Origin of the sequence: Chitinivorax tropicus, from assembly GCF_014202905.1 — a bacterium.
Taxonomy (GTDB): Bacteria; Pseudomonadota; Gammaproteobacteria; order Burkholderiales; family SCOH01; genus Chitinivorax; species Chitinivorax tropicus.
Genome location: NZ_JACHHY010000020.1, coordinates 74,374 through 97,496 on the forward strand (window position 1 = coordinate 74,374; position 23,123 = coordinate 97,496).

General features: G+C 56.4%; 23 protein-coding genes and 1 pseudogene. 16 read left to right on the top strand and 8 right to left on the bottom strand.

Going from position 1 to position 23,123, the window contains the following annotated elements; genetic code table 11:
- Positions 1–194 precede the first annotated feature (194 nt).
- Positions 195–761: a GNAT family N-acetyltransferase gene (locus HNQ59_RS15175; protein WP_184041234.1), complete on the bottom strand. Its 567-nt coding sequence runs from the start codon at positions 759–761 to the stop codon at positions 195–197.
- Positions 762–843: 82 nt separating this feature from the next.
- Positions 844–1,155 (bottom strand): DUF2834 domain-containing protein, encoded by a 312-nt coding sequence (locus HNQ59_RS15180; RefSeq protein WP_184041236.1) that lies wholly within the window; start codon positions 1,153–1,155, stop codon positions 844–846.
- An 11-nt stretch (positions 1,156–1,166) separates the two neighbouring features.
- Between HNQ59_RS15180 and HNQ59_RS15185 the strand changes: the two genes are divergently transcribed.
- Entirely contained in the window at positions 1,167–1,421 is a 255-nt protein-coding gene (locus tag HNQ59_RS15185) for a hypothetical protein (RefSeq protein ID WP_184041238.1), read from the top strand.
- A 15-nt stretch (positions 1,422–1,436) separates the two neighbouring features.
- Here the strand turns inward: HNQ59_RS15185 and HNQ59_RS15190 are convergent, their stop codons facing one another.
- Positions 1,437–3,557, bottom strand: coding sequence for an acetyl-CoA hydrolase/transferase C-terminal domain-containing protein (locus tag HNQ59_RS15190; protein WP_184041240.1), 2,121 nt, complete (start codon positions 3,555–3,557; stop codon positions 1,437–1,439).
- Positions 3,558–4,064: 507 nt separating this feature from the next.
- On the opposite strand from HNQ59_RS15190, the gene HNQ59_RS15195 reads away from it, so the two are divergent.
- The 3 genes from HNQ59_RS15195 (at position 4,065) to efp (ending at position 8,506) form a co-directional block, all read left to right on the top strand.
- Positions 4,065–6,719 (top strand): M1 family metallopeptidase, encoded by a 2,655-nt coding sequence (locus tag HNQ59_RS15195; protein ID WP_184041241.1) that lies wholly within the window; start codon positions 4,065–4,067, stop codon positions 6,717–6,719.
- A gap of 13 nt (positions 6,720–6,732) precedes the next feature.
- The gene (gene earP / locus HNQ59_RS15200; protein WP_184041243.1) at positions 6,733–7,854 is read left to right on the top strand and encodes an elongation factor P maturation arginine rhamnosyltransferase EarP; all 1,122 of its coding nucleotides are present in this window, start codon (positions 6,733–6,735) and stop codon (positions 7,852–7,854) included.
- An 88-nt stretch (positions 7,855–7,942) separates the two neighbouring features.
- Positions 7,943–8,506 (top strand): elongation factor P, encoded by a 564-nt coding sequence (gene efp, locus HNQ59_RS15205; RefSeq protein ID WP_184041244.1) that lies wholly within the window; start codon positions 7,943–7,945, stop codon positions 8,504–8,506.
- A gap of 243 nt (positions 8,507–8,749) precedes the next feature.
- Here efp and HNQ59_RS15210 read toward each other — a convergent pair whose 3' ends face one another.
- Positions 8,750–11,701: an Rne/Rng family ribonuclease gene (locus HNQ59_RS15210; RefSeq protein WP_184041245.1), complete on the bottom strand. Its 2,952-nt coding sequence runs from the start codon at positions 11,699–11,701 to the stop codon at positions 8,750–8,752.
- Between the two features lie 762 nt (positions 11,702–12,463).
- On the opposite strand from HNQ59_RS15210, the gene HNQ59_RS15215 reads away from it, so the two are divergent.
- The 8 genes from HNQ59_RS15215 to folA all read left to right on the top strand — a co-directional run bounded on the left by HNQ59_RS15215 (position 12,464) and on the right by folA (position 17,964).
- Positions 12,464–13,417: an RluA family pseudouridine synthase gene (locus tag HNQ59_RS15215; protein WP_184041246.1), complete on the top strand. Its 954-nt coding sequence runs from the start codon at positions 12,464–12,466 to the stop codon at positions 13,415–13,417.
- Between the two features lie 8 nt (positions 13,418–13,425).
- Positions 13,426–14,082, top strand: coding sequence for an HAD-IA family hydrolase (locus HNQ59_RS15220; RefSeq protein WP_184041247.1), 657 nt, complete (start codon positions 13,426–13,428; stop codon positions 14,080–14,082).
- Entirely contained in the window at positions 14,061–14,420 is a 360-nt protein-coding gene (locus HNQ59_RS15225; protein ID WP_184041248.1) for a Rieske (2Fe-2S) protein, read from the top strand. The genes HNQ59_RS15220 and HNQ59_RS15225 overlap by 22 nt, the downstream gene beginning before the upstream one ends.
- Positions 14,413–15,360 carry a S49 family peptidase gene (locus HNQ59_RS15230; protein ID WP_184041249.1) on the top strand — a complete coding sequence of 316 codons (948 nt, stop codon included), beginning with the start codon at positions 14,413–14,415 and terminating at the stop codon, positions 15,358–15,360. Before HNQ59_RS15225 ends, HNQ59_RS15230 begins: the two co-directional genes overlap by 8 nt.
- Positions 15,361–15,586: 226 nt before the next feature.
- On the top strand, positions 15,587–16,396 hold the full coding sequence (gene motD, locus HNQ59_RS15235) for a flagellar motor protein MotD (protein ID WP_184041250.1): 810 nt from the start codon (positions 15,587–15,589) through the stop codon (positions 16,394–16,396).
- A gap of 37 nt (positions 16,397–16,433) precedes the next feature.
- Complete coding sequence (locus HNQ59_RS15240) at positions 16,434–17,228, top strand: thymidylate synthase (RefSeq protein ID WP_184041251.1); 795 nt, start codon at positions 16,434–16,436, stop codon at positions 17,226–17,228.
- Positions 17,225–17,449 (top strand): hypothetical protein, encoded by a 225-nt coding sequence (locus HNQ59_RS15245; RefSeq protein ID WP_184041252.1) that lies wholly within the window; start codon positions 17,225–17,227, stop codon positions 17,447–17,449. The genes HNQ59_RS15240 and HNQ59_RS15245 overlap by 4 nt, the downstream gene beginning before the upstream one ends.
- Entirely contained in the window at positions 17,446–17,964 is a 519-nt protein-coding gene (gene folA, locus HNQ59_RS15250) for a type 3 dihydrofolate reductase (protein ID WP_425491399.1), read from the top strand. The genes HNQ59_RS15245 and folA overlap by 4 nt, the downstream gene beginning before the upstream one ends.
- Positions 17,965–18,196: 232 nt before the next feature.
- Here folA and HNQ59_RS15255 read toward each other — a convergent pair whose 3' ends face one another.
- The 3 genes from HNQ59_RS15255 to HNQ59_RS15265 are packed head-to-tail and all read right to left on the bottom strand — an operon-like array spanning position 18,197 to position 20,152.
- Positions 18,197–19,306 carry a serine hydrolase domain-containing protein gene (locus tag HNQ59_RS15255; RefSeq protein WP_184041254.1) on the bottom strand — a complete coding sequence of 370 codons (1,110 nt, stop codon included), beginning with the start codon at positions 19,304–19,306 and terminating at the stop codon, positions 18,197–18,199.
- 53 nt (positions 19,307–19,359) lie between these two features.
- Positions 19,360–19,887 (bottom strand): Clp protease N-terminal domain-containing protein, encoded by a 528-nt coding sequence (locus HNQ59_RS15260; protein WP_184041255.1) that lies wholly within the window; start codon positions 19,885–19,887, stop codon positions 19,360–19,362.
- A 25-nt stretch (positions 19,888–19,912) separates the two neighbouring features.
- On the bottom strand, positions 19,913–20,152 hold the full coding sequence (locus HNQ59_RS15265; protein ID WP_184041256.1) for a helix-turn-helix domain-containing protein: 240 nt from the start codon (positions 20,150–20,152) through the stop codon (positions 19,913–19,915).
- A gap of 222 nt (positions 20,153–20,374) precedes the next feature.
- Between HNQ59_RS15265 and HNQ59_RS15270 the strand changes: the two genes are divergently transcribed.
- Together HNQ59_RS15270 and HNQ59_RS15275 are read left to right on the top strand one after the other, a co-directional pair.
- Positions 20,375–20,569, top strand: coding sequence for a hypothetical protein (locus HNQ59_RS15270; protein WP_184041257.1), 195 nt, complete (start codon positions 20,375–20,377; stop codon positions 20,567–20,569).
- A gap of 335 nt (positions 20,570–20,904) precedes the next feature.
- Entirely contained in the window at positions 20,905–21,174 is a 270-nt protein-coding gene (locus HNQ59_RS15275) for a hypothetical protein (RefSeq protein WP_184041258.1), read from the top strand.
- A gap of 190 nt (positions 21,175–21,364) precedes the next feature.
- Here the strand turns inward: HNQ59_RS15275 and HNQ59_RS20010 are convergent, their stop codons facing one another.
- On the bottom strand, positions 21,365–21,475 hold the full coding sequence (locus HNQ59_RS20010) for an IS3 family transposase (RefSeq protein ID WP_184041259.1): 111 nt from the start codon (positions 21,473–21,475) through the stop codon (positions 21,365–21,367).
- On the opposite strand from HNQ59_RS20010, the gene HNQ59_RS15285 reads away from it, so the two are divergent.
- Both HNQ59_RS15285 and HNQ59_RS15290 read left to right on the top strand, forming a co-directional pair.
- Entirely contained in the window at positions 21,462–21,857 is a 396-nt protein-coding gene (locus HNQ59_RS15285) for a hypothetical protein (RefSeq protein ID WP_184041266.1), read from the top strand. The two genes, HNQ59_RS20010 and HNQ59_RS15285, sit on opposite strands and share 14 nt — an antisense overlap.
- Before the next feature lie 130 nt (positions 21,858–21,987).
- Positions 21,988–22,765 (top strand): annotated as a pseudogene (locus tag HNQ59_RS15290) (transposase).
- The last annotated feature ends 358 nt before the right edge of the window (positions 22,766–23,123 follow it).

Consider the following 23,123-nt stretch of genomic DNA (forward strand, 5'->3'; position numbering starts at 1 on the left):
ATCGAGCCAGAGTATCAATACAGCTTACACAACGAGTACTGCACATGCCGAACCACAGGGTATTCAAGCAAAGGATGTGCTTGTTTTATTTTTTTATTTGAAAACAGGTAGTTGTGGTTTTTTCTGGAGGTGGGTGCAAGCTGAGTGTAAAAGTATTCGACATGCCTGTACCACTTTGAGTGGCCTGATCGATTTCATGGCCGGGCTGGTGATTGAGCAAGGGGGCTGCCGCTGTGTCTTGCCAGTGCATACACGCTTTCTGTGCATGGCTCGTCCCGGAACAGGACATCACGACGCTCGATCAGCTCGAATCCAAGGCGTTCGAGCAGCCTGATGCTGGGTCGATTCCGCACGTCCGTGATACCCAGGACGCGGGTGATGCCAGTTGCTGTGAAAAGCAGGTCGAGTGCTTCGCGGACCGCAAGACTGGCGATACCGCGGCCTTGTGCCGAGGGTTGAAGCGTGAAGCCGATTTCGCCATAGCTGCCGTCTGCGGACAGATACAGGCCGATGTCTCCGATGAGCACATCGGAGGCGGGTTCCGCGATGCCGAGCTGCACCCACTGGCCTGGTGCGAAGAGCGGCGCGTGATGCATCTCATCAATGAATTCGAGCGCCTTGGCCGTTGTCATCGGGGACCACCCTTGATAGCGGCCTAGTTCCGGGATCGAGCGATAGGCCTGGAAAGCGGCGAGGTCGGTTGTATGTAAGCGGCGCAGGTGGCCACCTGGGAAGGTGCGTGGCAGCATGATGTCGGACATGATGGTTCAGATTCGAGTGGTGGATTGATAAAGCCCAGGGTGACCGAAATGACCGTCGGCACAAACCTGGGCGGGTAATGGGTCAGGCCGATGTATCGCGTGTGCGCAGATAGAGATACAGCGGGAGCGCAAACGACACCCCGACCGTGAACAGGCCGACACAGACCAGCCAGACCCCTCTCACTTGGCGACGACGTTGCTCATGCGCCACAAAGGCCAGCAAGGCCAAGCCGGATAGGGCGACGTCTGCCCAGGCAAAAGCTGAAACGGGGGAGGAAAACGCTTGGGATAGCAGCAGGTCGATTGCCAGCCCATTCGATCCAAGCCAAGGGGCAAAGCATATATAGGGGACGACCAGACCCAGTACACACAGCGCCAGATAGATGTTTTTCATGATGTTCCCGCATGGTCGGCTGGCCCTGGTTCCGATTGGTGGGCTGGCGAACGTGGTGCTGGTTGGGTGGAACGGGTGGTCAGACCCTGCGGCAGCATGGGCTGATCACGGCTGGCAGCAGTGTACTGGAGCCAGCCTGTGTCGCCAATGGCGTCGGCACCTTGAATGCCTGTGGTGAAGCGCATCCAGGGGCGTTCGCCCTGGCGCTCAGGATGGGTGCGGCGCTGGGCGGTGCCACAGTGGCATGCAGCAAGGGCAGGCCATGAAGCCCACCCGTTCATTTAGCCCAGATTGCCGACGAACAGCCGTCGTATCAGCCTCAATTTCAAACTGTCCACTTCCTCCAGGCCCATCCGCTCCAGGTATTTCTCTGGCACGTCGCCCTCGCCAAACAGGCTTTTGACAACAGTGCCAACCAGCTCCAGTGGGTTTTCGGTGGCGGCTTTCAGCTTGCGCAATGCTTTGACGATCACCAATTCATCGTCGGTGAAATCCGTGCCAAACGGGAAGTCGGGCAGCAGGCCCTGTTGTCGCCAGGGGCGTAGGCGGCTTTCCAGCGTGTCAGGTAGATTGTGTTGTTGTGATTCGGGGATCTCGTAATCGTGGGCGATCTTGCCGTTCTTTTTGGCTTGCGCCAACAGAGGGGCCTGAAAGCGTGAATCGGCAACGGCCAGTAGGCGTTTGATGCATTCCGAGTCGCTTTGCCCACGCAGATCGGCCAACCCATACTCCGTGATCACGATATCGCGCAGGTGGCGCGGAATGGTGGTCTGGCCATAATTCCACACAATATTGGACATCAGCTTGCCATGGCGGGTACGGCTGGCGCGCAGCATCAAGATCGAGCGGGCATCGGGGAGCAAGTGGGCCATGGCCACGAAGTTGTACTGGCCACCCACGCCACTGACGACTTGGCCCGATTCCAGGCTGTCGCTGGATGCCGCGCCCAGCAAGGTCACCAGCATGGTGGTGTTGATGAAGCGTGCATCGCGGCGCTGTGCCCCCACCAATTCCTCGTGGCCGAAAATACGGTTGATGAAGCTGATGCGGCTCATGCCGATGTGGCCCAGCGTGTCGGCGTCCAGGTCGCGCAGGCGTTGGTAGAAATCACGCGGGCCGAGGAAGAAGCCCCCATGCATGAAGATGCCCTGTTTGAGCTGGCTGCCCAGACAGTATTGGCAGATCTTGTCAAAATTGGCCGGGTGGGCCAGATTGCCTGACAGCCGCCCAATCGGTACCGACAGCGAGCCATCATGCCAGCTGGTCTGGTCATTGAAGATGCCGAAGTGCTTCAGCCAGGCGACGTCGCGTTCGGTCAGCTGGTTCTGGATGATGCCTTCATCGCGCAGCACGGCCAGCGTGGCTGGGCTGACCGTTTGACTGAGCTTGCCTTGATTGATGAGTCGTTGCAGATCGACATCGTCAAAGACCTGGCGCCTGACGATGCCGGCGTCGATCAGCTTCATGAAACCATTGACGAACATTTCACTGCAGCCGTACAGCCCCTGCTCGAATCGACCCAGCTCGATGCCCTGCTGGGGCTTGCCGTCATAGAGCTGCTGCACGATGCGGCAATAGCTGTCATTCTGTTGATCACGCAGGATCAGGGAGTGGGCAATGGCGTCGCCCAGCGAGCCGATGCCGATCTGCAAGGTGCCACCATCCTTGACCAGCGAGCTGGCATATAGCCCGATGGCGTAATCTTGCAGGCTGACCTTCATATTGGGTGGGGCGAACAGGTCGTGCGTGCCGGCTGGGTCGTCCACCACGAATTCGAAACGATCCGGGTGGATACGCGCTTCATTGGGCATGAATGGCAGCTTGTGGTTGATGACTGCGACGGTGAGCACCTGGCGGCTGGGTTCGGCAGCCAGCATGTCCATCACATCCAGGGTGACGTCCGGGTTGCTCGACAAGGACAGCATCAGCGTGTCGCCGCTGCCTTCCACGGCCACCTCTTGCGCCAGCACATTGACGTTTTGCAGCATCATGTCCCGGGCGACATGGGTGTAATTGCTGTATAGATAGTTCTGCTGAGCGTCCGGGTTGTCGAGATAGTCACCGGTCTTCAGGAAGAACTCCAGTACTTCGACATTCGGCGGCAATTGGCCTGCCCGGCGATCCATGACATAGTCCAGATCAGGGTAGTCACCGAAGACCCGCTCGACAAAGGGCCCGACGAAGCGGTTCTCCAGCTCACTGTGACCTTTGGGCTTCTCCAGCGACAGTGCGGTGATGATCCGCAGGCTGTAGGCGGGATGCGCCTTGACCCGCCGATAGAGCGCATTGACGAACGGATTGGGTTTGCCGATGCCAAGCGGAATGCCCAGTACGATGTGAGGGCCGACGTGGGCGATCACCTGATCGATGCAGGCTTCGATCTGGCTGAAATAGCGGGTCATGCATGTCTCCTGATTGGCGGCCAAGGCCATGTCAACAAAGCCTAGCATATGCGCCAGTGACAGCTTTGCGAAGTGTTTTGTGTATGCGTCTTGATGTGTGTCATATCTGGTGGTCGGCACACCAGATCGCAAGGCGGCGATATGGATGAATGCGGTATTTCGCACATGGCTGACCATTAGGGAAATGTCGATCAAGCTTTCGTATCTGGCCATCTGTTATAGTGTGGGCTACAACGCAACAAGGCCAAGGGCCGATTGTTCTCTTTGGGTGAAGCCAGCGGTTGACACGTCTTCAGCAGCACCGCTGCTTAATTCCATGCTGCACGAAAGACCGCTTGTCGGCCCCCGCCACGGAAGCCTCCTGCGCAGCGGGGCTGACCAAGCATGTCTATTGATCTGTTAAGTCCGTTGTCCCATGTCGATTGCACAAGGGCTCGATTGGATTTCGCCGCCACCATGCCTGGCGGCGTCCATTGCCCTTATAACAACATAAATCGAGGAAGCTTCATGAAATGTCTACTCGCCTATGGTTTTACTCTTTCTGTTTTGAGCCTTGCCAGTGGTGTCACCTGGGCCGATGACGTACCCATGCGGCTGGGGGAGTCGGTCACGCCCAAAAACTACCAGCTGGAATTGACGATTGTGCCGGACTCGGAAAAACACGCTGGCAAAATCGATATCGGTCTGAACATCAATGAGCCGACTCACCAGATCCGGATGAATGCAGCCAGCATCAATATCAAACAAGGGCGGCTGGTGATGGGCACGAAGACCATCAAGGTGGACAAGGTCGAGCCACAAGGCAGTGATTATGTGCTGTTACAGTTCAAAGAAGAGCTGCAACCCGGCCCCGCCAAATTGATGTTGGAATTCGCCGGCCAGGTCAATCGTAAAGATGTGTATGGCGTGTTTGCGCAAAAAGATGGGGACGATTGGTATGCGCTCACCCAGTTTGAAACAACCGGGGCGCGGCATGCCTTCCCCTGCTTTGATGAACCTGGCTGGAAGGTACCCTGGCAGCTGACATTGAACGTCAAGAAGCAGCACTTGGCGGTGGCCAATACGCCGGTGCAGGCAGAGCGTGACCTCGGTAAGGGGATGAAGCAGATCCGTTTCATGACCACCAAGCCGTTGCCGAGCTATCTGGTGGCTTTTGGGGTGGGTCCGTTTCAGGTGCTGGATGGGGGCAAGGTGGGCAGCGTGCCCCTGCGCTATATCGCCCCCCGTGGCCGTGCGCAGGAGGCACGCTACGCAAAGGAGCACACACCGGCCCTGCTGCGTGGGCTGGAGGGCTACTTTGGCATGCCCTATCCCTATGAGAAGCTCGACAGCTTGGTGATCCCCAAGACCATGATGTTCAGTGCGATGGAAAACCCCGGTTTGATCACCTATCGCGCCAGCGTGTTGTTGGCCCGCCCGCACGAGGAAACCGCGCAATTCAAACGTCGCTATATCAGCGTTGCCGCGCACGAGCTGGCGCATCAATGGTTTGGTAACTATGTCACCATGAAATGGTGGGATGACATCTGGCTCAATGAGTCATTTGCCTCGTGGATGGGCAGCAAGATCGTCGCGCAACTCAGGCCAGAGTGGGGTGCCGATGTTGAAAACGTCAGAGCCCGTCGTAACGCCATGATGGCGGATCGCCTTCCTTCTACCCGCAAGATCCACCAGCCGGTGCTTTCGCAGCATGATCTGGGCAATGCCTTTGACGCGATTTCCTACTCCAAAGGACAGGCGGTATTGGCCATGTACGAGCAGTGGCTGGGGGAGGATCGCTTCCGCCAAGGGGTGCGCCATTACATGCAAAAGCACGCTTGGTCGAATGCCAGTGCGGGAGATTTCATCGACGCGCTCGCCACCCAGGACCCGCAGCTTGCCAAGTCCTTCGAAAGTGTCATCGAGCAGCCGGGCATTCCGCGCATGAATGTCACCTTGCGCTGTGATCCCGCGCCGACACTGGATCTGCAGCAAAGTCGTTTCGTGCCCAAAGGCACCACATTATCCGCTGATCAGCGGTGGTCGCTGCCTGTGTGCTACAGCTTTGCCGATGGGGTGTCCAAGGTCAGATCCTGCACAGTGATGGACGAGCCCCGATACAAGGTCAAACTCGAATCCAACAAACCGATCGAAACCTGCCCGCAGTGGCTGCAGGCAAATCCTGGCGGGGTAGGCTACTATTTGCCGGTCTATTGGCCGGGCGGCTTGGTGTCGCTGATGGACGATCCGGCACGCCTGAGCGCGGCGGAGATCATCGCGGGTCTGGATGATGCCAACACCCTGATCAGGTCGGGTGATCTGCCGATTGCGGATGCATTGCGCCTTGCCCAGAAATTCGCCAATCATCCACGTCGCGAGGTGGTAGAGTCCGTGATCCGGGTGGCCCAGCACGCCTATGAAATGATCGATTCGACCCAGCATGCCCTGTTCGCCCGCTATGTGCAACAATCGCTCGGCACCCGCGCCCGTGCGTTGGGCTTCAATCGTAAGGCGAATGAACCTGAAGATGATGAGTTGCTGCGGGTGGCATTGGTGCCTTTCGTGGCCGAAGCTGGCTTGGACGGTACCTTACGCGAAGAGGCGGGCCGCCTGGCCAAGCAATGGCTGGGGGATCGCAAGTCAGTGGATGCCTCAGTTGCACCGCAGGCATTGAAGATAGCCGCCATGTCGGGTGGGCCCGCGCTGTTTGATGCACTTGTCGATGCCGCTGGCAAGACCAAGCACCTGGGTGAGCGGATGCAGATGCTGGAGGCGCTTGGCACCTTCCGTGATCCAGCCTTGCTCGACAAGGCTTTCAAGGTGGCATTGGATAGCCAGTTCGATGCTCGTGAATCGATCACCCTGGTTGAAAGCGCTGCCGCGTCACCCGCAACAGCAGATGCGGCCTGGGCGTTTATGAAGGGCCAATTCGAACCATTGATGGCCCGCTTGCCCAAAGACTTTGCAGCCAGTGTGCCCAGTTTTTTCCATGCCAACTGCCAAGCCAAGCTGCGCAATGAGCTGGAGTCCTTTTTCAAGGATCGGATCGGGCAGTATGAGGGGGGGCCGCGTCTGTTGTCACAGGCCCTGGAGCGAGCCGATATGTGCATCGCAACACGCGAAACACAAGCCAGCAGTCTGTCCGCGTTTTTGAGTGGTTATCAAATGCGCATGACGCAGTGAGGTGTGGTAGGGGATGCGTCGCTGGGATCTATTCTGCACGGTAATCGACAACTTCGGTGATATCGGCGTCTGCTGGCGGCTGGCCCGCCAGTTACAAGCTGAGCAAGGCATCTCGGTGCGGCTGTGGGTGGATGATCTGGCCGTTTTCCAACGCCTGTGTCCTGCTGTCGCCACCCAATGCGATCAGCAGCAGGTGCAGGGGGTGGAGATCCGACACTGGCGGGCGGATTTCCCCCGCCTATCCACTATCGACATGCCAGATGTAGTGATCGAGGCATTCGCCTGCGATCTGCCACAAACCTATGTCAATGCGATGGCCGCGTGCCGGACACCGCCGGTATGGCTCAATCTGGAATACCTCAGTGCGGAGGACTGGGTCAGCGATTGTCATGGCATGGCCTCGCGGCACCCACGGCTACCGCTGACAAAGTACTTTTTCTTCCCCGGCTTCGTCGCCAACAGTGGGGGGCTGTTGTTCGAACCGTCAGTGGCGGCGAAACGAGCCGGATGGGACGGTGATCGTCATCTGCACAGCCTGGGCGTGCCTGCCAAGCCGATTGGCACCTTGCGCATATCACTGTTCTGCTACCCGAACCCGGCCCTGCCAGCTTTACTGGCGCACTGGGCCCAAAGTACACAGCCGATACAATTGCTGGTGCCGGCGGGAAGGGCATCCGAACAGCTTGCCAACTGGTCTGGGCGAAGCTGTGAGCCCGGAGCGAACTGGCAGCATGATGCATTGTCGGTCTCCATCCTGCCATTCACGGATCAAACCGCCTACGATCAGCTGCTGTGGTCTGCCGATGTCAACTTCGTCCGAGGTGAAGACTCATTCGTCCGAGCCCAATGGGCGCAGCAGCCTTTCGTCTGGCACATCTACCCACAATCGGACGATGTCCACCACGTCAAGCTGGATGCCTTTCTGGATCGTTATCTGGAAGCATGCCCCGATGCAGAGGCTGTCAGTCAATGCTGGCATGCCTGGAATGGCCGAGGTGATATGGTCGAAACCTGGGTCGCCTTTGCTGCGGCATTACCCGCCTTGCGGTCACATGGGCCAGCATGGGCGGCACGGCTGCAAGCCCTGGGTGATTTGGCGGGGAATCTGGCGCGATTTGTGGAAAGCAAGTTATAATCTTCTGTTTTTCAAAGTTTTCTTTCGTTGCTGCACAGGGCGGCAACCGGCAAACCTCTGATTTGATTAGGCAAGATTAGGACGCAACATGAAAACAGCTCAGGAACTCCGCTCCGGTAACGTCGTGATGATCGGCAACGACCCAATGGTCGTGCAAAAGGCGGAATACAACAAATCCGGTCGTAACGCGGCTGTGGTGAAGATGAAGTTGAAGAACCTGTTGACCGGTAGCGCAAGCGAGTCGGTTTACAAGGCGGACGAAAAATTCGAAGTCGTTGTGTTGGATAAGAGAGAGTGCACCTACTCTTACTTCGCTGACCCAATGTATGTATTCATGGATACAGAATTCAACCAGTACGAAGTAGAAGCTGAAAACATGTCTGACGTGATGAACTATCTGTGCGATGGCATGGAAGACATCTGTGATGTGACCTTCTACAATGGCAAGGCCATCTCGGTTGAGCTGCCCACCACCATCGTCCGCGAAGTGGAATACACTGAGCCAGCAGTACGTGGCGACACATCCGGTAAGGTACTGAAGCCTGCTCGTCTGAAGGGCACAAATTACGAGATCCAGGTTGCCGCATTCGTTGAAATCGGTGACAGGATCGAGATCGACACCCGCACCAACGAATTCAAGAAGCGTGCGTAATCACCGCTTCGAATGAAGAAAAAAGCGACCGACAGGTCGCTTTTTTTATTGCTGAACCATCATGTGGAGTGCTGAGGCGTAGTGTCAGCCGATGAATGCCTGTGTGTGACAATGGATTCTGTATGGGCTGGTATGTCGGTTCTGGCTGGCTGATAACGGCGCGGCACTGCCGAGCATGCTTCTGATCAGGGCGTTGAAAAGCCCCGGTCCAGGCCGGGGCTTTTCATTGCCGAACAACAAGTATCAGGCGTCCTTCTTGGTCTCGATCTGAACCAGTGGCTCAGCAGGCGATTCCGCAGCAACATGATGGCGGGTGGCGCGATCAGCCCTGTGTTCCGCATGCTCATCAGCGGCGATGGCCGGCTGACGGGTTTCTGCACGGGTTTCGATCTGAACCAATTCCACCACATCCGAGGCAGCTGGTTTGGCTGGCCTACGACGGCGCGGTGCCGGTGTGGGCGCGGTAGCTGCCTCTTCTGCTGCAGCTGGTGCGCGACTGGTTGCAATCTGCACTAGGCCAACTGCCTCCGGCGGGGCAATGTCGAGCGCAGGGTGCAGCGCCTTTGGTTTTGCCTCCGGAGCTGGCATGGTCGGCTCAACCGGCTTGGTAGGCTCTGCCACCAATGGCTTGGCCTCAACGACCGGGGCTGCCGCTACGACTGCATCGACAGTGGGTGCTTCCGCTGGCTCGGCAGGGCTGCTGGCGGGTGCCGCCGAGGCGACCGGTGCCGGTGCTGCTGGCGGTGGTGCTACCGGCAACGGCTGTTGCACGACTTCCGCTGCTGCCTGTTTCGCAGGGGATTGTGCTGGCGCCGTGTTGGTCGACTCTACTTTGGCTGGTTGCTCGACCACCGCTGCGGACACTTTTGGTTCCACGGCTGGCGCAGCTTCCGCCTGGGTGGTGGGTTGTGCCTCGACGGTGTCACTGTTCGCGCCTTCTTCGGTGCGTGCCACTTCGTTCCGTCCTTCGTCCCGGCGATCCCGGCGATTACGGCGGCGGCGGCTGTTGCGGCCTTCCGGCGCGTCATCTGCTGGTGCTGCCTCGTTGGGGATCTCGCCTTCAAGCGCTGGCAATGCGGCCTCAACGGCAACGGGCTTAGGCTGGCGTGGTGGCTTGGGTTGCTGCTGGCGATTGCCTTGCTGTTGAGGTTTATCCGCGCGTTCCGTTGTCTGGGCTTCCTTGCGTTCGGTGCGATCCTGGCGCTCGTTCTGCTCGCGTGGTTGCCTTGGCTGGCGAGGTGCCATGTCCTCTTCGATCCGGGGCTTGTTGCTGGTGCGCGGCTGACGGTCGGCATCCTGCCGTTCCTGCCGCTCTCCGCGATCACGCCGTTCGTTGCGATCACCACGTTCTTGCCGTTCGCTACGCTCTTGTGGCTGACGTTCGCCGCGCTCCTGGCGCTCGCCGCGCTGCTCGTTTCGGTCACCACGTTCGTTGCGACGCTCACGGCGTTGCTGAGGTTGCGGTTTGGTCGCAGGCTTGGTTTCGACGATCGGCTCGACTGGCTCTCCACGGAACCATTTCAAGATGCGGCCAATCAAGCCAGGCTTGCTTTCCACCTTAGGCTGATCGTTGTTGATCGGGGCCGGCTGCGAGGGCGTGATGCCTTTGACAGCTGCTTCCTGGCGCTGCGGTTTGGCTTTTTCCTGCGCGTGCTTGTAGCTCTCGTCCTCAGATGGCATTTCCATCATCTTGTACGAAGGCTGCATGTCCTCGACGTGGTTCAGGTCGTCATGGCGCAGGCGGTTGATGGTGTAGTTGGGCGTTTCCATGTGGATGTTGGGGATCAACACCACATTCACTTTCAAACGCGCTTCAATGGCATAGATTTCGGCACGCTTCTCATTGAGCAGGAAGGTGGCAACATCCACAGGCACTTGGGCGTGGATGGCTGCACTGTTCTCCTTCATTGCCTCTTCCTGAATGATACGCAGGATGTGCAGGGCCGATGATTCGATGCCGCGAATGAAGCCTGTCCCATGGCAGCGGGGGCAAGGGATGTGGCTGGTTTCGCCCAGGCTTGGCTGCAGCCGCTGGCGTGATAGTTCCAGTAGCCCAAAGCGAGAGATCTTGCCGATTTGAACCCGCGCACGGTCATGGCGCAATGCATCTTTCAGGCGGGTCTCGACTTCGCGTTGGTTCTTGCTGTTCTCCATATCGATGAAATCGATGACGATCAAGCCGCCCAGGTCGCGAAGGCGCAACTGGCGAGCGATTTCATCGGCTGCTTCCATATTGGTGCGCAGCGCGGTTTCCTCGATGTCAGAGCCTTTGGTTGCACGGGCAGAGTTGACATCGATCGACACCAGTGCTTCGGTATGGTCGATGACAATCGCGCCACCAGAGGGCAGCGGAACTTCACGCGAATAGGCGGTTTCGATCTGGTGTTCGATCTGGAAACGTGAGAACAGCGGCACGTCATCACGATACAGCTTGACGCGATTGACGTTGCCGGGCATCACATGGCTCATGAACTGGCGAGCCTGTTCATAGATGTATTCGGTATCGATCAGGATTTCGCCAATGTCAGGCTGGTAATAATCGCGGATTGCCCGGATCACCAGACTGCCTTCCTGGTAGATCAGGAAGGGGCCAGTCTGCGACTTGGCGGCCATTTCGATGGCAGTCCAGAGTTGCAACAGGTAGTTCAGATCCCACTGCAGCTCTTCCAGATTGCGGCCAATACCTGCAGTACGGGCAATGATGGACATACCGCCTGGTACTTCCAGCTGCCCCATCAACTCGCGCAACTCGTTGCGTTCCTCGCCTTCGATTCGGCGTGAAACACCGCCCCCACGCGGGTTGTTGGGCATCAGCACCAGATAACGGCCTGCCAGCGAGACAAAAGTTGTCAGCGCAGCGCCCTTGTTGCCACGTTCGTCCTTTTCGACCTGGACGATGACCTCCATGCCCTCACGCATGACATCTTGGATGCGCGCACGGCCACCTTCGTAATCCCCCTGGAAGTAGGAGCGGGCGATCTCCTTGAAGGGCAGAAAACCATGGCGTTCGGTGCCATAGTCAACAAAGGCTGCTTCGAGGCTGGGCTCGATGCGTGTGATGACGCCCTTGTAGATATTGCTCTTGCGTTGTTCCTTGCCGACCGTCTCGATGTCGAAGTCGATCAGTTTTTGCCCATCGACGATAGCAACCCGCAGCTCTTCGGCCTGGGTTGCATTGAATAGCATACGCTTCATGGTCTTTTTTCTAGTATCCATGCGCGCGGTCAGGCTGTGTGGTGATCGATCCGGCCACTTGCCAACATCGGCAAGCCCGATCAGTACCCGGCATGGTGCGTGCAAAACTGCAGTGCCACAAGACGACGGGCGACAAGGTTGTGGCCTGGAGCATTCAAACAGGCCAAGCAGGGATGCGGTGCATCACGCACGGCATAACACGACAGACAGATTCCGATCGCCAGCATCGATGTCTTTTGCGTTTGCAACTGAACCTACACGCAATGTAGCCATCATAGTGTGGATATAAAGAACGAGCACAAAGGCAGGGTGACGGCTGGCTTCACCAAATGAATCATGAGATCGGTGGAATTGTTTCTGGCGTGTGTGGTTATTCCCGCTATCTTGTAAAAATCAATCATCCATCAGCGCTGCCATGGTGGGCAACGCCGGAAAATCCACAGTGCTTTCGGCGCGCAAATCAATTACTATCACTACTTTTTTGGGTGAGTGACTTAACCGTCTTCACAATTACCGCACGGCAATACCGGTTGCCGGCTTGGCGTCTAGATACCGCCCCGCGATGCGTCGCGGAGAGCAGCGCAGGGGAACAATCAACCCTGATACTGCCGGCTGGCACTGTCTGCAAACGCCGGGCGCCGGAAAACCGCACAGTAAACTGCAGTTGGTACCGGGTGGCTCATGGCCGGAAGACCGACCGACTGCATTTAGCGCGTGTGGCGCCGCTGCCAATCTGTTGACAGCCTAAGCAGTATAAGCAATATGTCAGACATTCGCAAAGATTCCGTCACCATGGTGACCGTAGCCGAAGATGGCGATGGCCAACGGCTGGATAACTATTTGATGCGCCTTTTGAAAGGCGTACCGAAGAGTCATATTTACCGCATCATCCGTAGTGGCGAGGTGCGGGTCAATAAAGGACGAGCCCAGCAGACCGATCGACTGCGTCAGGGCGATGTCCTGCGCATTCCGCCGATCAGGCTGTCGCAGCCAGCGGGTGGGGGTGCACAGCCCACTTCTGTACCCAAAGTCGAGTTTGATATCCTGTTCGAAGATGACGCGATGTTGGTCATCAATAAGCCAGCGGGAATGGCCGTGCATGGCGGAAGTGGTATTAGTCGAGGCGTGATCGAGCAGCTGCGGCTACAGCACCCTGAATACAAATTTCTGGAGCTGGTCCATCGGCTGGATCGGGAAACCTCTGGCGTCTTGCTGCTTGCCAAGAAGCGTTCGGCGTTGGTGGCTTTGCATGAGGCGATGCGTGACAATGAAACCGATAAGCGCTACCTGACCATGGTGAAAGGACGCTGGGTCAATCAACGACAAAGCGTCAAACTACCGCTGTTGAAGTATCTGACGGCGGATGGTGAGCGCCGTGTGTCGGTGAATGCAGATGGCCAGGCTTCGCACACCGTATTCAATCGGCTGAAGGGGTGGGATCAGTGCACGCTGCTGGAGGCCGAGCTGAAAACCGGTCGTACCCATCAAATCCGTGTGCATCTGTCCCATCTGGGTTTTCCGATCCTGGGGGATGATAAATATGGCGATTTCCCGCTGAACAAACTGCTGGCGAAAGATCAGCTCAAGCGCATGTTCCTGCATGCATATCGACTGACACTCCGCCACCCACTGAGTGGGGCGCCCATGGTGTTGCAGGCGGATCTGCCCCCCGACTTGCAGGCTTTTGTCGATAATCAGGGCCAGCCCCTGAAATAGGAAACAGCATGCCCAAGCGTTATGATCTGCTGGTATTTGATTGGGATGGGACGTTGATGGATTCAACGATGGCCATCGTGCGCGCCATCCAGCATGCATTCCGTGATGTGGGGCTGGATGCGCCAAGTGATGAACGTGCAAAGCATGTGATTGGCCTGGGATTGGCTGAGGCAATGCGGCATTTGGATGCCAATCTGTCACAAGCCGATCACGTGGCGGTGGTTGATGCCTATCGTCATCATTACCTTTCGCAGCACGCATACATCGAATTGTTCGGTGGTGTGGCCGACGCGCTGGTACGGTATCGCGAACAGGGTTTCCTGCTGGCGGTGGCAACAGGCAAGAGCCGGCAGGGGTTGAATCGTGCAATGGAAACGGTGGGGGTCACCCATCTGTTTGATGTGACACGTTGTGCGGATGAGACATTTTCCAAGCCGCATCCTGCCATGCTGGAGCAGATCATGGATGTGACAGGGATGCAACCCTCGCGCACGTTGATGATCGGTGATACCTCACACGATCTGCTGTTGGCCCGCAACGCGCGGGCAGATGGCTTTGCGGTCAGTTACGGTGCTCATCCGCTGGACGAGTTGGAGGCGCATCAACCGGTCGGTATCGCCCACACCTTTGCGGAGCTGGATGCATGGCTGATGCAGAACGCTTGATCTGTGCTGCGAGTGAGTTGCAGGAAGGGGGCACGGGCAAGCGCTTCCAGGTGGCCTTGCAGGGCCGCCTCCGCAATGCCTTTGCAATCCGCTGGCATGGTCAGGTATATGCTTATGTAAACGAATGCCAGCATGTGCCGATCGAGTTGGATTGGAATGAAGGACAGTTTTTCGATTTATCCGGCAGCTATCTTGTTTGCGCAACCCACGGCGCGTACTATGCTCCGGACAGCGGTTACTGTTTGGGTGGGCCATGTAAAGGTCGGGTGCTGCAGAAACTTTCGGTAATCGAACGTGACGAACAGATTTTTTGGATAGATGAGACGACATATGGCTGAGAGCGGTAACAACTGGGAACGGGACACGATCGAGAAGCTATTGCTGGCGACGGTGAAAGAGCAACGAAAAGCAAGAGGTTGGAATATTCTGTTCCGCTTCATGTCATTTGGCATGATGTTCCTGGTTTTCGCGGCGGTGATGGGGTGGTTTTCAAGGAGCAAAGATGCGGAAGGTGGTGGCGGGCCACATACTGCCGTTGTCGAGATGTTTGGAGAGATCGCGCCAGGTAGCCGTGCCAGTGCGGATGTCGTGACAGAAGGGTTGCGTAACGCGTTCAAGGACAAGAACACCAAAGGCGTGATCCTGCGGATCAACAGCCCAGGTGGCAGCCCTGTTCAGGCGGGCCAGATCTATGACGAGATCCGCCGCTTGCGCGCCAAATACCCAACCATTCCTCTGTATGCCGTGGTGGATGATATCTGTGCTTCCGGTGGCTACTATGCTGCCTCGGCTGCCGACAAGATCTATGTGGACAAAGCCAGTCTGATCGGTTCGATCGGCGTGCTGATGAACGGCTTTGGTTTCACTGGCACCATGGAGAAACTGGGTGTGGAGCGCCGTTTGCTGACGGCTGGCAAGAACAAAGGCTTCATGGACCCGTTCTCGCCGATGAATGAAGAGCAACAGACCTTTGTAAAGGAAATGCTGGCACAGATCCACCAGCAGTTCATTGACACTGTCCGTCAAGGCCGTGGTAAGCGTCTGAAAGAGGACGAGAATACCTTCTCCGGTTTGATCTGGAATGGTGAGCAAGGTATCAAGATGGGCCTGGCAGACGGCTTCGGGACAACAGATTCTGTCGCACGCGATGTGATCAAGGCTGAAAATGCGGTTGATTTCACTCCGAAGGAAAATTGGGCTGATCGTTTTGCCAAAAACATTGGCACCAGCGTGGCAAATCATCTGCCGTTGTCTCAAACTGAGTTGCAGTTGCGCTGAGTTGGCAGGCAGGGATTATGGCTGGATGGGTTGTGTTGGCTGATTGCCAGTACCGCCAAGTTCGCGTGATTGGCCCCCTTTGATTGATATAAAGCTGGGAGCCAGCCCAGCAGCCCGGTTATAACCTTGGTTGCCTTCCATCAGTTCTGCCTTCAGATGTGCGCTGTGGTTGCCCTGTGGCGAGGGGGCAACTACATTCACAGCAGATGCTGATAAGGGTCAATTTATGGCGCGCCGTAAGAAGCACGAAGAGCACGAGAATCATGAACGGTGGTTGGTTTCCTATGCGGACTTCATTACCCTGCTGTTTGCGTTTTTCGTGGTGATGTATGCGATATCGCAGATCAATGAAGGCAAATATCGAGTTCTGTCCGATTCATTGATCCAGGCTTTCCGCAATCAGCCAGCCAGCGCCTTGCAGACGCAGACTGGGTCCATCACCGGCTCGGCAGGTGCAGTTGTTCAGAAGGGTGCCATCCTCACCGGCTCGCCGCCTAAGGTGCAAAGCGCGCAGCGCAAGGCGCAAGAGCTGAAGATGCGCAATATTGCAACCGATGTGCAAAAAGTGCTGGCGCCCTTGATCAAAGAGGGGCGCGTGCGGGTCACCGAAACGCCCCGTGGTATTGCTGTCGAAATCAATGCCAGTGTATTGTTCGCGTCTGGCCAGGCAGACCTGCAGCCCGCATCGGTAGAGGCCTTGACTGAGGTTGGCAATCTGCTTGGGGCAGCGGACAACTTGATCCTGGTTGAAGGGCATACCGATCCGCTACCGATCAACTCGCTGCAGTTTCCTTCGAATTGGGAGCTGTCTGGTGCCCGTGCCGGTAGCGTGGTGCGTTTATTCATCGAGTCCGGGGTTGCCCCCAAACGGATGACCGTCATCGGACGGGCAGATACTCGCCCTGTTGAGGACAATGGCACCGAGGCGGGCCGCGCACGGAACCGTCGTGTCACCATCAATATCCTGGCAGAAAACCGTGAACAGATCACCGAGCTGCCGGAATTCAAACTGACGCCAAACGAGGCTGCTCAGTAAGTTATAATCTCACTTTTTTCGCCTGCAGGGATGTATTGTGCAGCAATATCACGATCTACTACGCCATGTGCTGGCGACTGGGGTCAAGAAGACCGATCGCACCGGCACGGGCACGATCTCCGTGTTTGGCCATCAGATGCGTTTTGACCTGCAAGCCGGGTTTCCGTTGTTGACGACTAAGAAAGTCCACCTCAAGTCCATCATCCATGAATTGTTATGGTTTCTGAAAGGTGACACCAATATCCAGTATCTGAAGGAGAATGGCGTCACCATATGGGATGAGTGGGCGGATGAAAACGGCAACCTTGGGCCGGTCTATGGCTCGCAATGGCGCAGCTGGCCAGCAGCAGATGGCCGACATATCGACCAGATCAGCCAGGTAGTCGAGCAGATCAAACGAACCCCCGACTCTCGCCGTTTGATCGTCTCTGCTTGGAATGTGGGAGAGATCGAACAGATGAAACTGCCCCCTTGCCATGCTTTTTTCCAATTCTATGTGGCAGAGGGCAGACTCTCTTGCCAGCTCTATCAGCGTAGCGCCGATATCTTCCTGGGCGTGCCTTTCAACATTGCCAGCTATGCGCTGTTGACCATGATGATGGCGCAGGTATGCAATCTGCAACCTGGTGAATTCATTCACACCTTGGGCGATGCCCACATCTATTCGAATCACCTTGAGCAAGTAGACATTCAACTTGGACGGACTCCACGTGCTCTGCCGACCATGTGGATCAACCCTGCGGTCGACGATATCTTTGCTTTCACCTATGACGATTTCCGTCTGGATGGCTACGAGCCGTATCCCGCAATCAAAGCACCGGTGGCTGTATGAGTGGAGAATTCGATCACGTTGTTTGGCGCTCACCAAAGGGTGAGGTGTTGGCCTGCGTTGAGAAAATCAAAGTCATGCGGGAAAACCTCGAAGAGCTGCGGCAAATGGCCCAGGATGCGTTAGAAGACGCACTTTTGATGGGGGGCGACGAGCGCCAAGTGCGGCAGGTATTGCATGATCTGGTGGATGGGCTCACCAACCCCTATCCAGAGGAGCAATGATGGCAACCATTGTGTCTTTGATCGCCGCCATGGCCCGCAACCGTGTCATCGGTATCGAAAACCGACTACCGTGGCACCTGCCTGAAGACTTGCAATACTTCAAGCGCATCACCATGGGCAAACCGGTCATCATGGGGCGGAAAACCTACGAATCCATCGGTCGCCCCCTGCCAGGTAGACGCAACATCGTCGTCACGCGCAGCCTGGAGTGGGCCGCCGACGGCGTCCATATTGCGCACTCAATCGATGAAGCGCTACGACTGGCAGGTGAGATCGAGGAAATATTTGTTATTGGTGGGGCCGAGCTGTACCAGCAAGCCATGCCGTTCGCCCAGCGCCTGTATCTGACCGAAGTAGACCTGACCCCGCCCGGTGACGCCCATTTTCCGCCGTTGCCCGATAGCTGGATTGAGCACACGAGGGACGCACACCCTGATCAAGGCCGTGGTTTTGGATATGCCTTTGTTCGTTACGAGTGTCAGCAGATGGATATCAATGCTGTGAACGGGCGGTAGGGGCTGGAATGCAATAGGGGGCGTGTATCAGTAGTGGGTGGTGACAGTGATCACTCCAATGCCCTTAGATGCCCACCGCATGCTTCTCGATTTGGTATGTCACTGCGTGTGTGGGCAAAAAAGCCAACCTGGCATGGTTGGCTTTTTCAATGGTAGTGGCGGAGTCTGGCAAGCGGTATAGTGGCCGCAGGCAGGAAAGCCGCCGATTAAATCATTCTTGTAATGGCGCCATCTAGGTTTCACGTGCGATCTTCGTCAACCGTGCGCCAACTAATGCGGGATCTACGCCTTTGCTCGTCAGCACAACGACAACTTGCTCCCGAGCCCGGTCAATGCTGATGTAAGCACCATAGCCTGCAACTAAGCCGTTGTGCCACAAGATGTCTCGGTTGCCCAGCAGCCGGTCTATCCAAACAGGCCGCATCCAGCCTATGGCTGTGTTACCGTTCTGGATTTCTCGGGTACGGGCTAAGGTGCTGGCAAGCGGGGATTGTGGATCAAAATGTGCCCTCCCAAAGCGCAGCAAATCATGAGCAGTGGAAGTCATGGAGCCGGCCCCGGTTAAAGATTTAAACCGCCAGGGCGCACATGGCTTGCCATCCGTATCGTACCCTTGAACCAAAGCCCTAGATACAGCATCAGGCAGGTCTGCATGGGTGTGCGCCATGCCCAGTGGAGCGAGTACTTCGCGATGCAATAACTCGGGGTAGGTTGTGTCTGTCACCAGCTCCATTACATGAGCCAACAAGCCCATCCCGTAATTGGAATATTCGAACGTGCCAGGAGCGCGGATACCTTCTGGTTTCGCGAGGTAGGCCCATACAGCATCTGTCGACAGATGGTTGTAGGGATCTAGCATGATTTGCTCTTGCCCCACCAATCGAATTACTTCGTCTTCCAGAGATTTGGGAACAGACGGGAATCCTGCGGTATGGGTAGCAAGCTGTCGCAGTGTGATGCGTTTAACTTCAGGTGCCAGCATCATTTGCTTACCAGGCAGATCGCCCAGGGTTTGCTCCCACTTCAAAATACCTTGGTCCACCAAGCGCTGAGCCAGTGTTGCCGTGAACACCTTGGTCACGGAGCCTATTTGATAAGTATCCGCACTGGCATTTTGACGGCCAAGGGTTTGCATCCAAGTGTGCTCTCCTTTGGCCACCGCGATCACAACGTCTGATACCTTAGCATTGGTGTGGAGCTTCTCTGCCTCCGATTGTATCTGGTCTTGCAAGGGGCGGGTGTCTTCGACGTAAGTGAGTTTATGGTAAACAAAGCTAAGCGCGATCCCAGCCAATATGGCCAATACCAATGCCGCCCACCCGATGATCGTTGCCATGCTCATGAGACCATCCCTTTTCTTTTCAACCTGACCAATTCATGGCGAGTGTGCGGATGCTACGCGTTTGATAGAGCGGCCTCCTGAGCGGCTTGGATCAACGCCTTACGCTCAATGCCTAACACCGCCAGCGTGCGTGCCACAATGCCACGTTCCGCTTGTGCAGCGGCATTCAGTACATTTGCACTGAGTAAGGCATCATTGCCCAGCCGGTGCAGAGCCTGCATCAAAGCCTGAGCTGATGCTGCGCCGCGAAAAATACCTCGCGGGGGATTAGCTGTCGGCCTATTCACATCAGTGGCTATGCCGATAGCCTCGATTGGGCGCACCTTATTGCCACCCATTCCAACATCACGTAATGCAACGTCATACTGCTGAGCCAGTGCTGTGCGGAATTGGGAGGCATCCACACCGCACACTTGGAGCGCGAGTGATGCGGTACCATCCGACATATCTAACGCAGCAAGTACGAAATGCTCTGCACCCACCTCAGACTTGGCATCTGCGTGTGCATAGCGTTCAGCAGCTTCGCACAATTGCTTCAATTGTTTGGCCTTGGCCAGATAGTTTCTGACTCGTTGAAACATGGATATGCCTTCGGCTGATTCCTATTTACCTAGATGGCTTACGCATGGCCGTCACCAAGGGTGACAGACGTTTATGTGCCGCCTGCTTGCTGACACCCAGTGCTTGGGCGATATCTGACCATGACCAGCCTTGATCTAGCGCCGCCGCCACGGCGAGTAATTCAAGGTGGTCGGCTTGGTGACGCAAGGCAACCACCGCTGCAAGCGCGCGCTCAGGATCGGTAGATAGAGGCTCACTGATGTCAATAGAGGTCTTGGTTGTCATGCCGTCAATGTTAGTTGACGGGCATCCTGTCGTCAACATTTGCTGACGACTTGCTCTATCTTTTTTGAAAAAACTTACCTATTGATGTTACACGTCCACCGACGGCCTGTAGCGGTAAGCTAGGGTGTGTTCACGGTAACCAGATGTAAGCGCGTTAGAGATACAGGAGGGTATTGAATCGACTGGCGAGTTTGTAGTATCGGGGGCATACGACGGAACTGCTTGAAGCGATTGAAGATATCTCCACTGTTGAACCACGACGTCCTGGGCAGCGATGGTGGCCAGGTTATGGAGCAGGATGGCCACGTGAAATTCCTGGCGGATGGCCTGTGGCGTCTTGCCCCCGAATTGTTCGAGCATGAGGCGACACTTGAGATGGCGGAACGCTTCCTTGATGCGTCAGTGTTTTTGATCTGATCGAGTGTGGTAAAGGCTGAAGCCGGCCACCGCGCTTCGTCCAGCAGCGAGGTTGCCAACACTTTGAGGTGGACGTTATTGAGTGGTACGCGCACAGGTGCAGCGAAACTGGCTGCAAGGGCAAGCCGAGCTGGGCAAAATCTTGGCACTGCGACCGGCCAGGTGAGATATCGATCAGCGTTCCGGGCGCACCGGAGACAATGAAGGCCTTGACCTGCTTGGAGAAGTTAAGCTTGAGGCGGATGCAGAGGTGACTTGCGTTGGTGTGCAGGCGTGCAAACAGCCAGCAGGCTGGGATAACAGCTGTCAAGCACCATTAGATCGCTCGGGCGCAGGTGGTCAAGCTGGACGGTCAGCATGCTACGCTCGTCCTGGGTGTCGGCGGCCAGCGTGGCGAACAGAATCAAGCCGGTTCTGGCTTGGTGCAAGGCGGCACGGGCGAGACTGTACACGCCCATATCGGTGCGGTAGCAGCCGAAGCCGAAACCATCCTTGTCTGCACGGAGAGTGTCGGAATGGGTAGGCGGCAGACAGAGGGTGGTGTCATCGCCCGCGACCACCCTGAAGCCATGCCAGTCCGGTGCGGGGGGAGTGGTGGGTTATAACAAAAGACTAATTTAGCGGTAGTGGCTCGTGGATGGGGATGCAGGTGATATCGGTCATCCAGGCCGTGTCCGTTTCTGTCGTGCTGGATTGCCGATCTGGCATATTGGGGGCTATCGGTATCGAATGCTTGCAGTTGGTAGTTGCCTTGTAGTGCCGTTCGTGGCGAGCGTGGATGCCGTATTTCTGCATCTACCGTTGGATAAGTGCCTTGCTTACTGGGTTTCTTCGCGACTTGAGTTCCTGATGGATGCGCGGCGAACCCCAAGTGCCGTAGCGTGCAGCATGGATGCTGCGAATCAACGCAAGCCATGCGCATCCGACAATCGGCGATGCCGCTTGCGCTAACGGACAACCGCTTGCCCCGAGACTGTGGCAAGTCGTGTTTGCGCGTCTGATCAATTACGGCAGTATGTCACTGCGACCTCTTGGCAAAGTGTGCCGTGACTTTTTCCAGGATTTCGAGCCTCATCTTGAGGCGAGCATCCTCGGTACCCAGGCGGGACATTTCTATCTGTCCGAGCGTAACCGGCTTGCCAGAACCGACGGCCAGTTTTCAGCCTCGTGGACCGTGTGCCGGTTGCCTCTACTTGGGAATAACAAGATCGCGTGCAACTTGGGTCGGTGTCATGCCTTTGGTTTTGACAGGGCGGATCGCTTCCTGCTTGAATCAGGTACTATCTGAAATCTACCTCCAAACCCAGGCTTAACTCACTATGCATTCATCTTCAAACAATGGACTCAGGTCCCCATCAAGTTTATTGATTCGGCCCTCAGAAGTTTGAATTTTTCTGTCGAGGCGTGGTCTATTGTGCATGGATAAAGAAGACGCTCGTCAACAATCACTGGAACAGCTCACGAACGGCGCAAGCAAGTCGTGCATCTGCATAAAAGCGACCTTGGCATCATGCAGATCGTCGAACTGTCAGGGCTCAGCTATCCGACCGTACGCAACACCATCAAGCTGTTCGAGGCAGGCGGCTGGCCTGCCATCAAACCTGCGGCACGCGGCCACCAGCACGGTGAAGGCTGACGGCTCAGCGCCGATCAGGAAGCCGCCATTGGGCGCATCATTCGCGACAGTCGCCCCGAGCAGTTGAAGATGGATTTCTAATGGATTTCTATCTGTGGAGCCGCGCCGCTGTCGGGGAGCTGATCCGGCGCGAATACGGGATCGAACTGGGCATGTGCACCGCCACCCATCAGGGCAAGATGCGCTGGATGATTATTGACGAGGCATTCAATGCGGATCGGCTGATTGAAATTCTGGCGTCCCTGATCAAGGAGACCAAGCGCAAGGTATTCCTGATTTTGGACAATCTGCGCGTGTACCACAGCAAACCGGTCAAAGCATGGCTAGCAGAATGTATCGCGCAAATAGAGGTGTTCTACCTGCCAAGTTACAGTCCAGAACTGAACCCGGAAGAGCGGTTAAACGCCGATCTAAAACATGCCATGGGCAAGCGTGCACTGATACGTACCAAAGTAAAATTGCGCGAAGCTGCCAATGAACACATGACGCAGCTGGAGCAATCCCCGGAGCGCATCCGAGCCTATTCTCAGGACCTGGTAGTCAAGTATGCGGCGGGTTAAAACATTAAAGGGCCGGATCAATAATCAGTATTCCAGTCGCAATCGCAGCGATTGCCAAGATGATCCAGATCGTCCGCGAACTCATCTCGCTTCCTCAAAGTGTTGTTCTGAGATTCTTCCGCAATGATCGCTGAAGTCTTCAGCAGTCTTGGGGAGGCAGGACCAAGTCGATTGTGCTGCCCAACGGTAGAGTTAACGGGCGGCAAACTGAGTAGCAGTTTGACGGGCGCTGTTGCATAAATCCTGAATCGGGCGATGCTCCTCTTTACCCCAACGGATTTACGCCAAAGCTACCGTGCACGGACGGCCCAGCATGCTGAAGTGGTTCAAGATGGCAGCACGCACCTGCAGCTCTGCC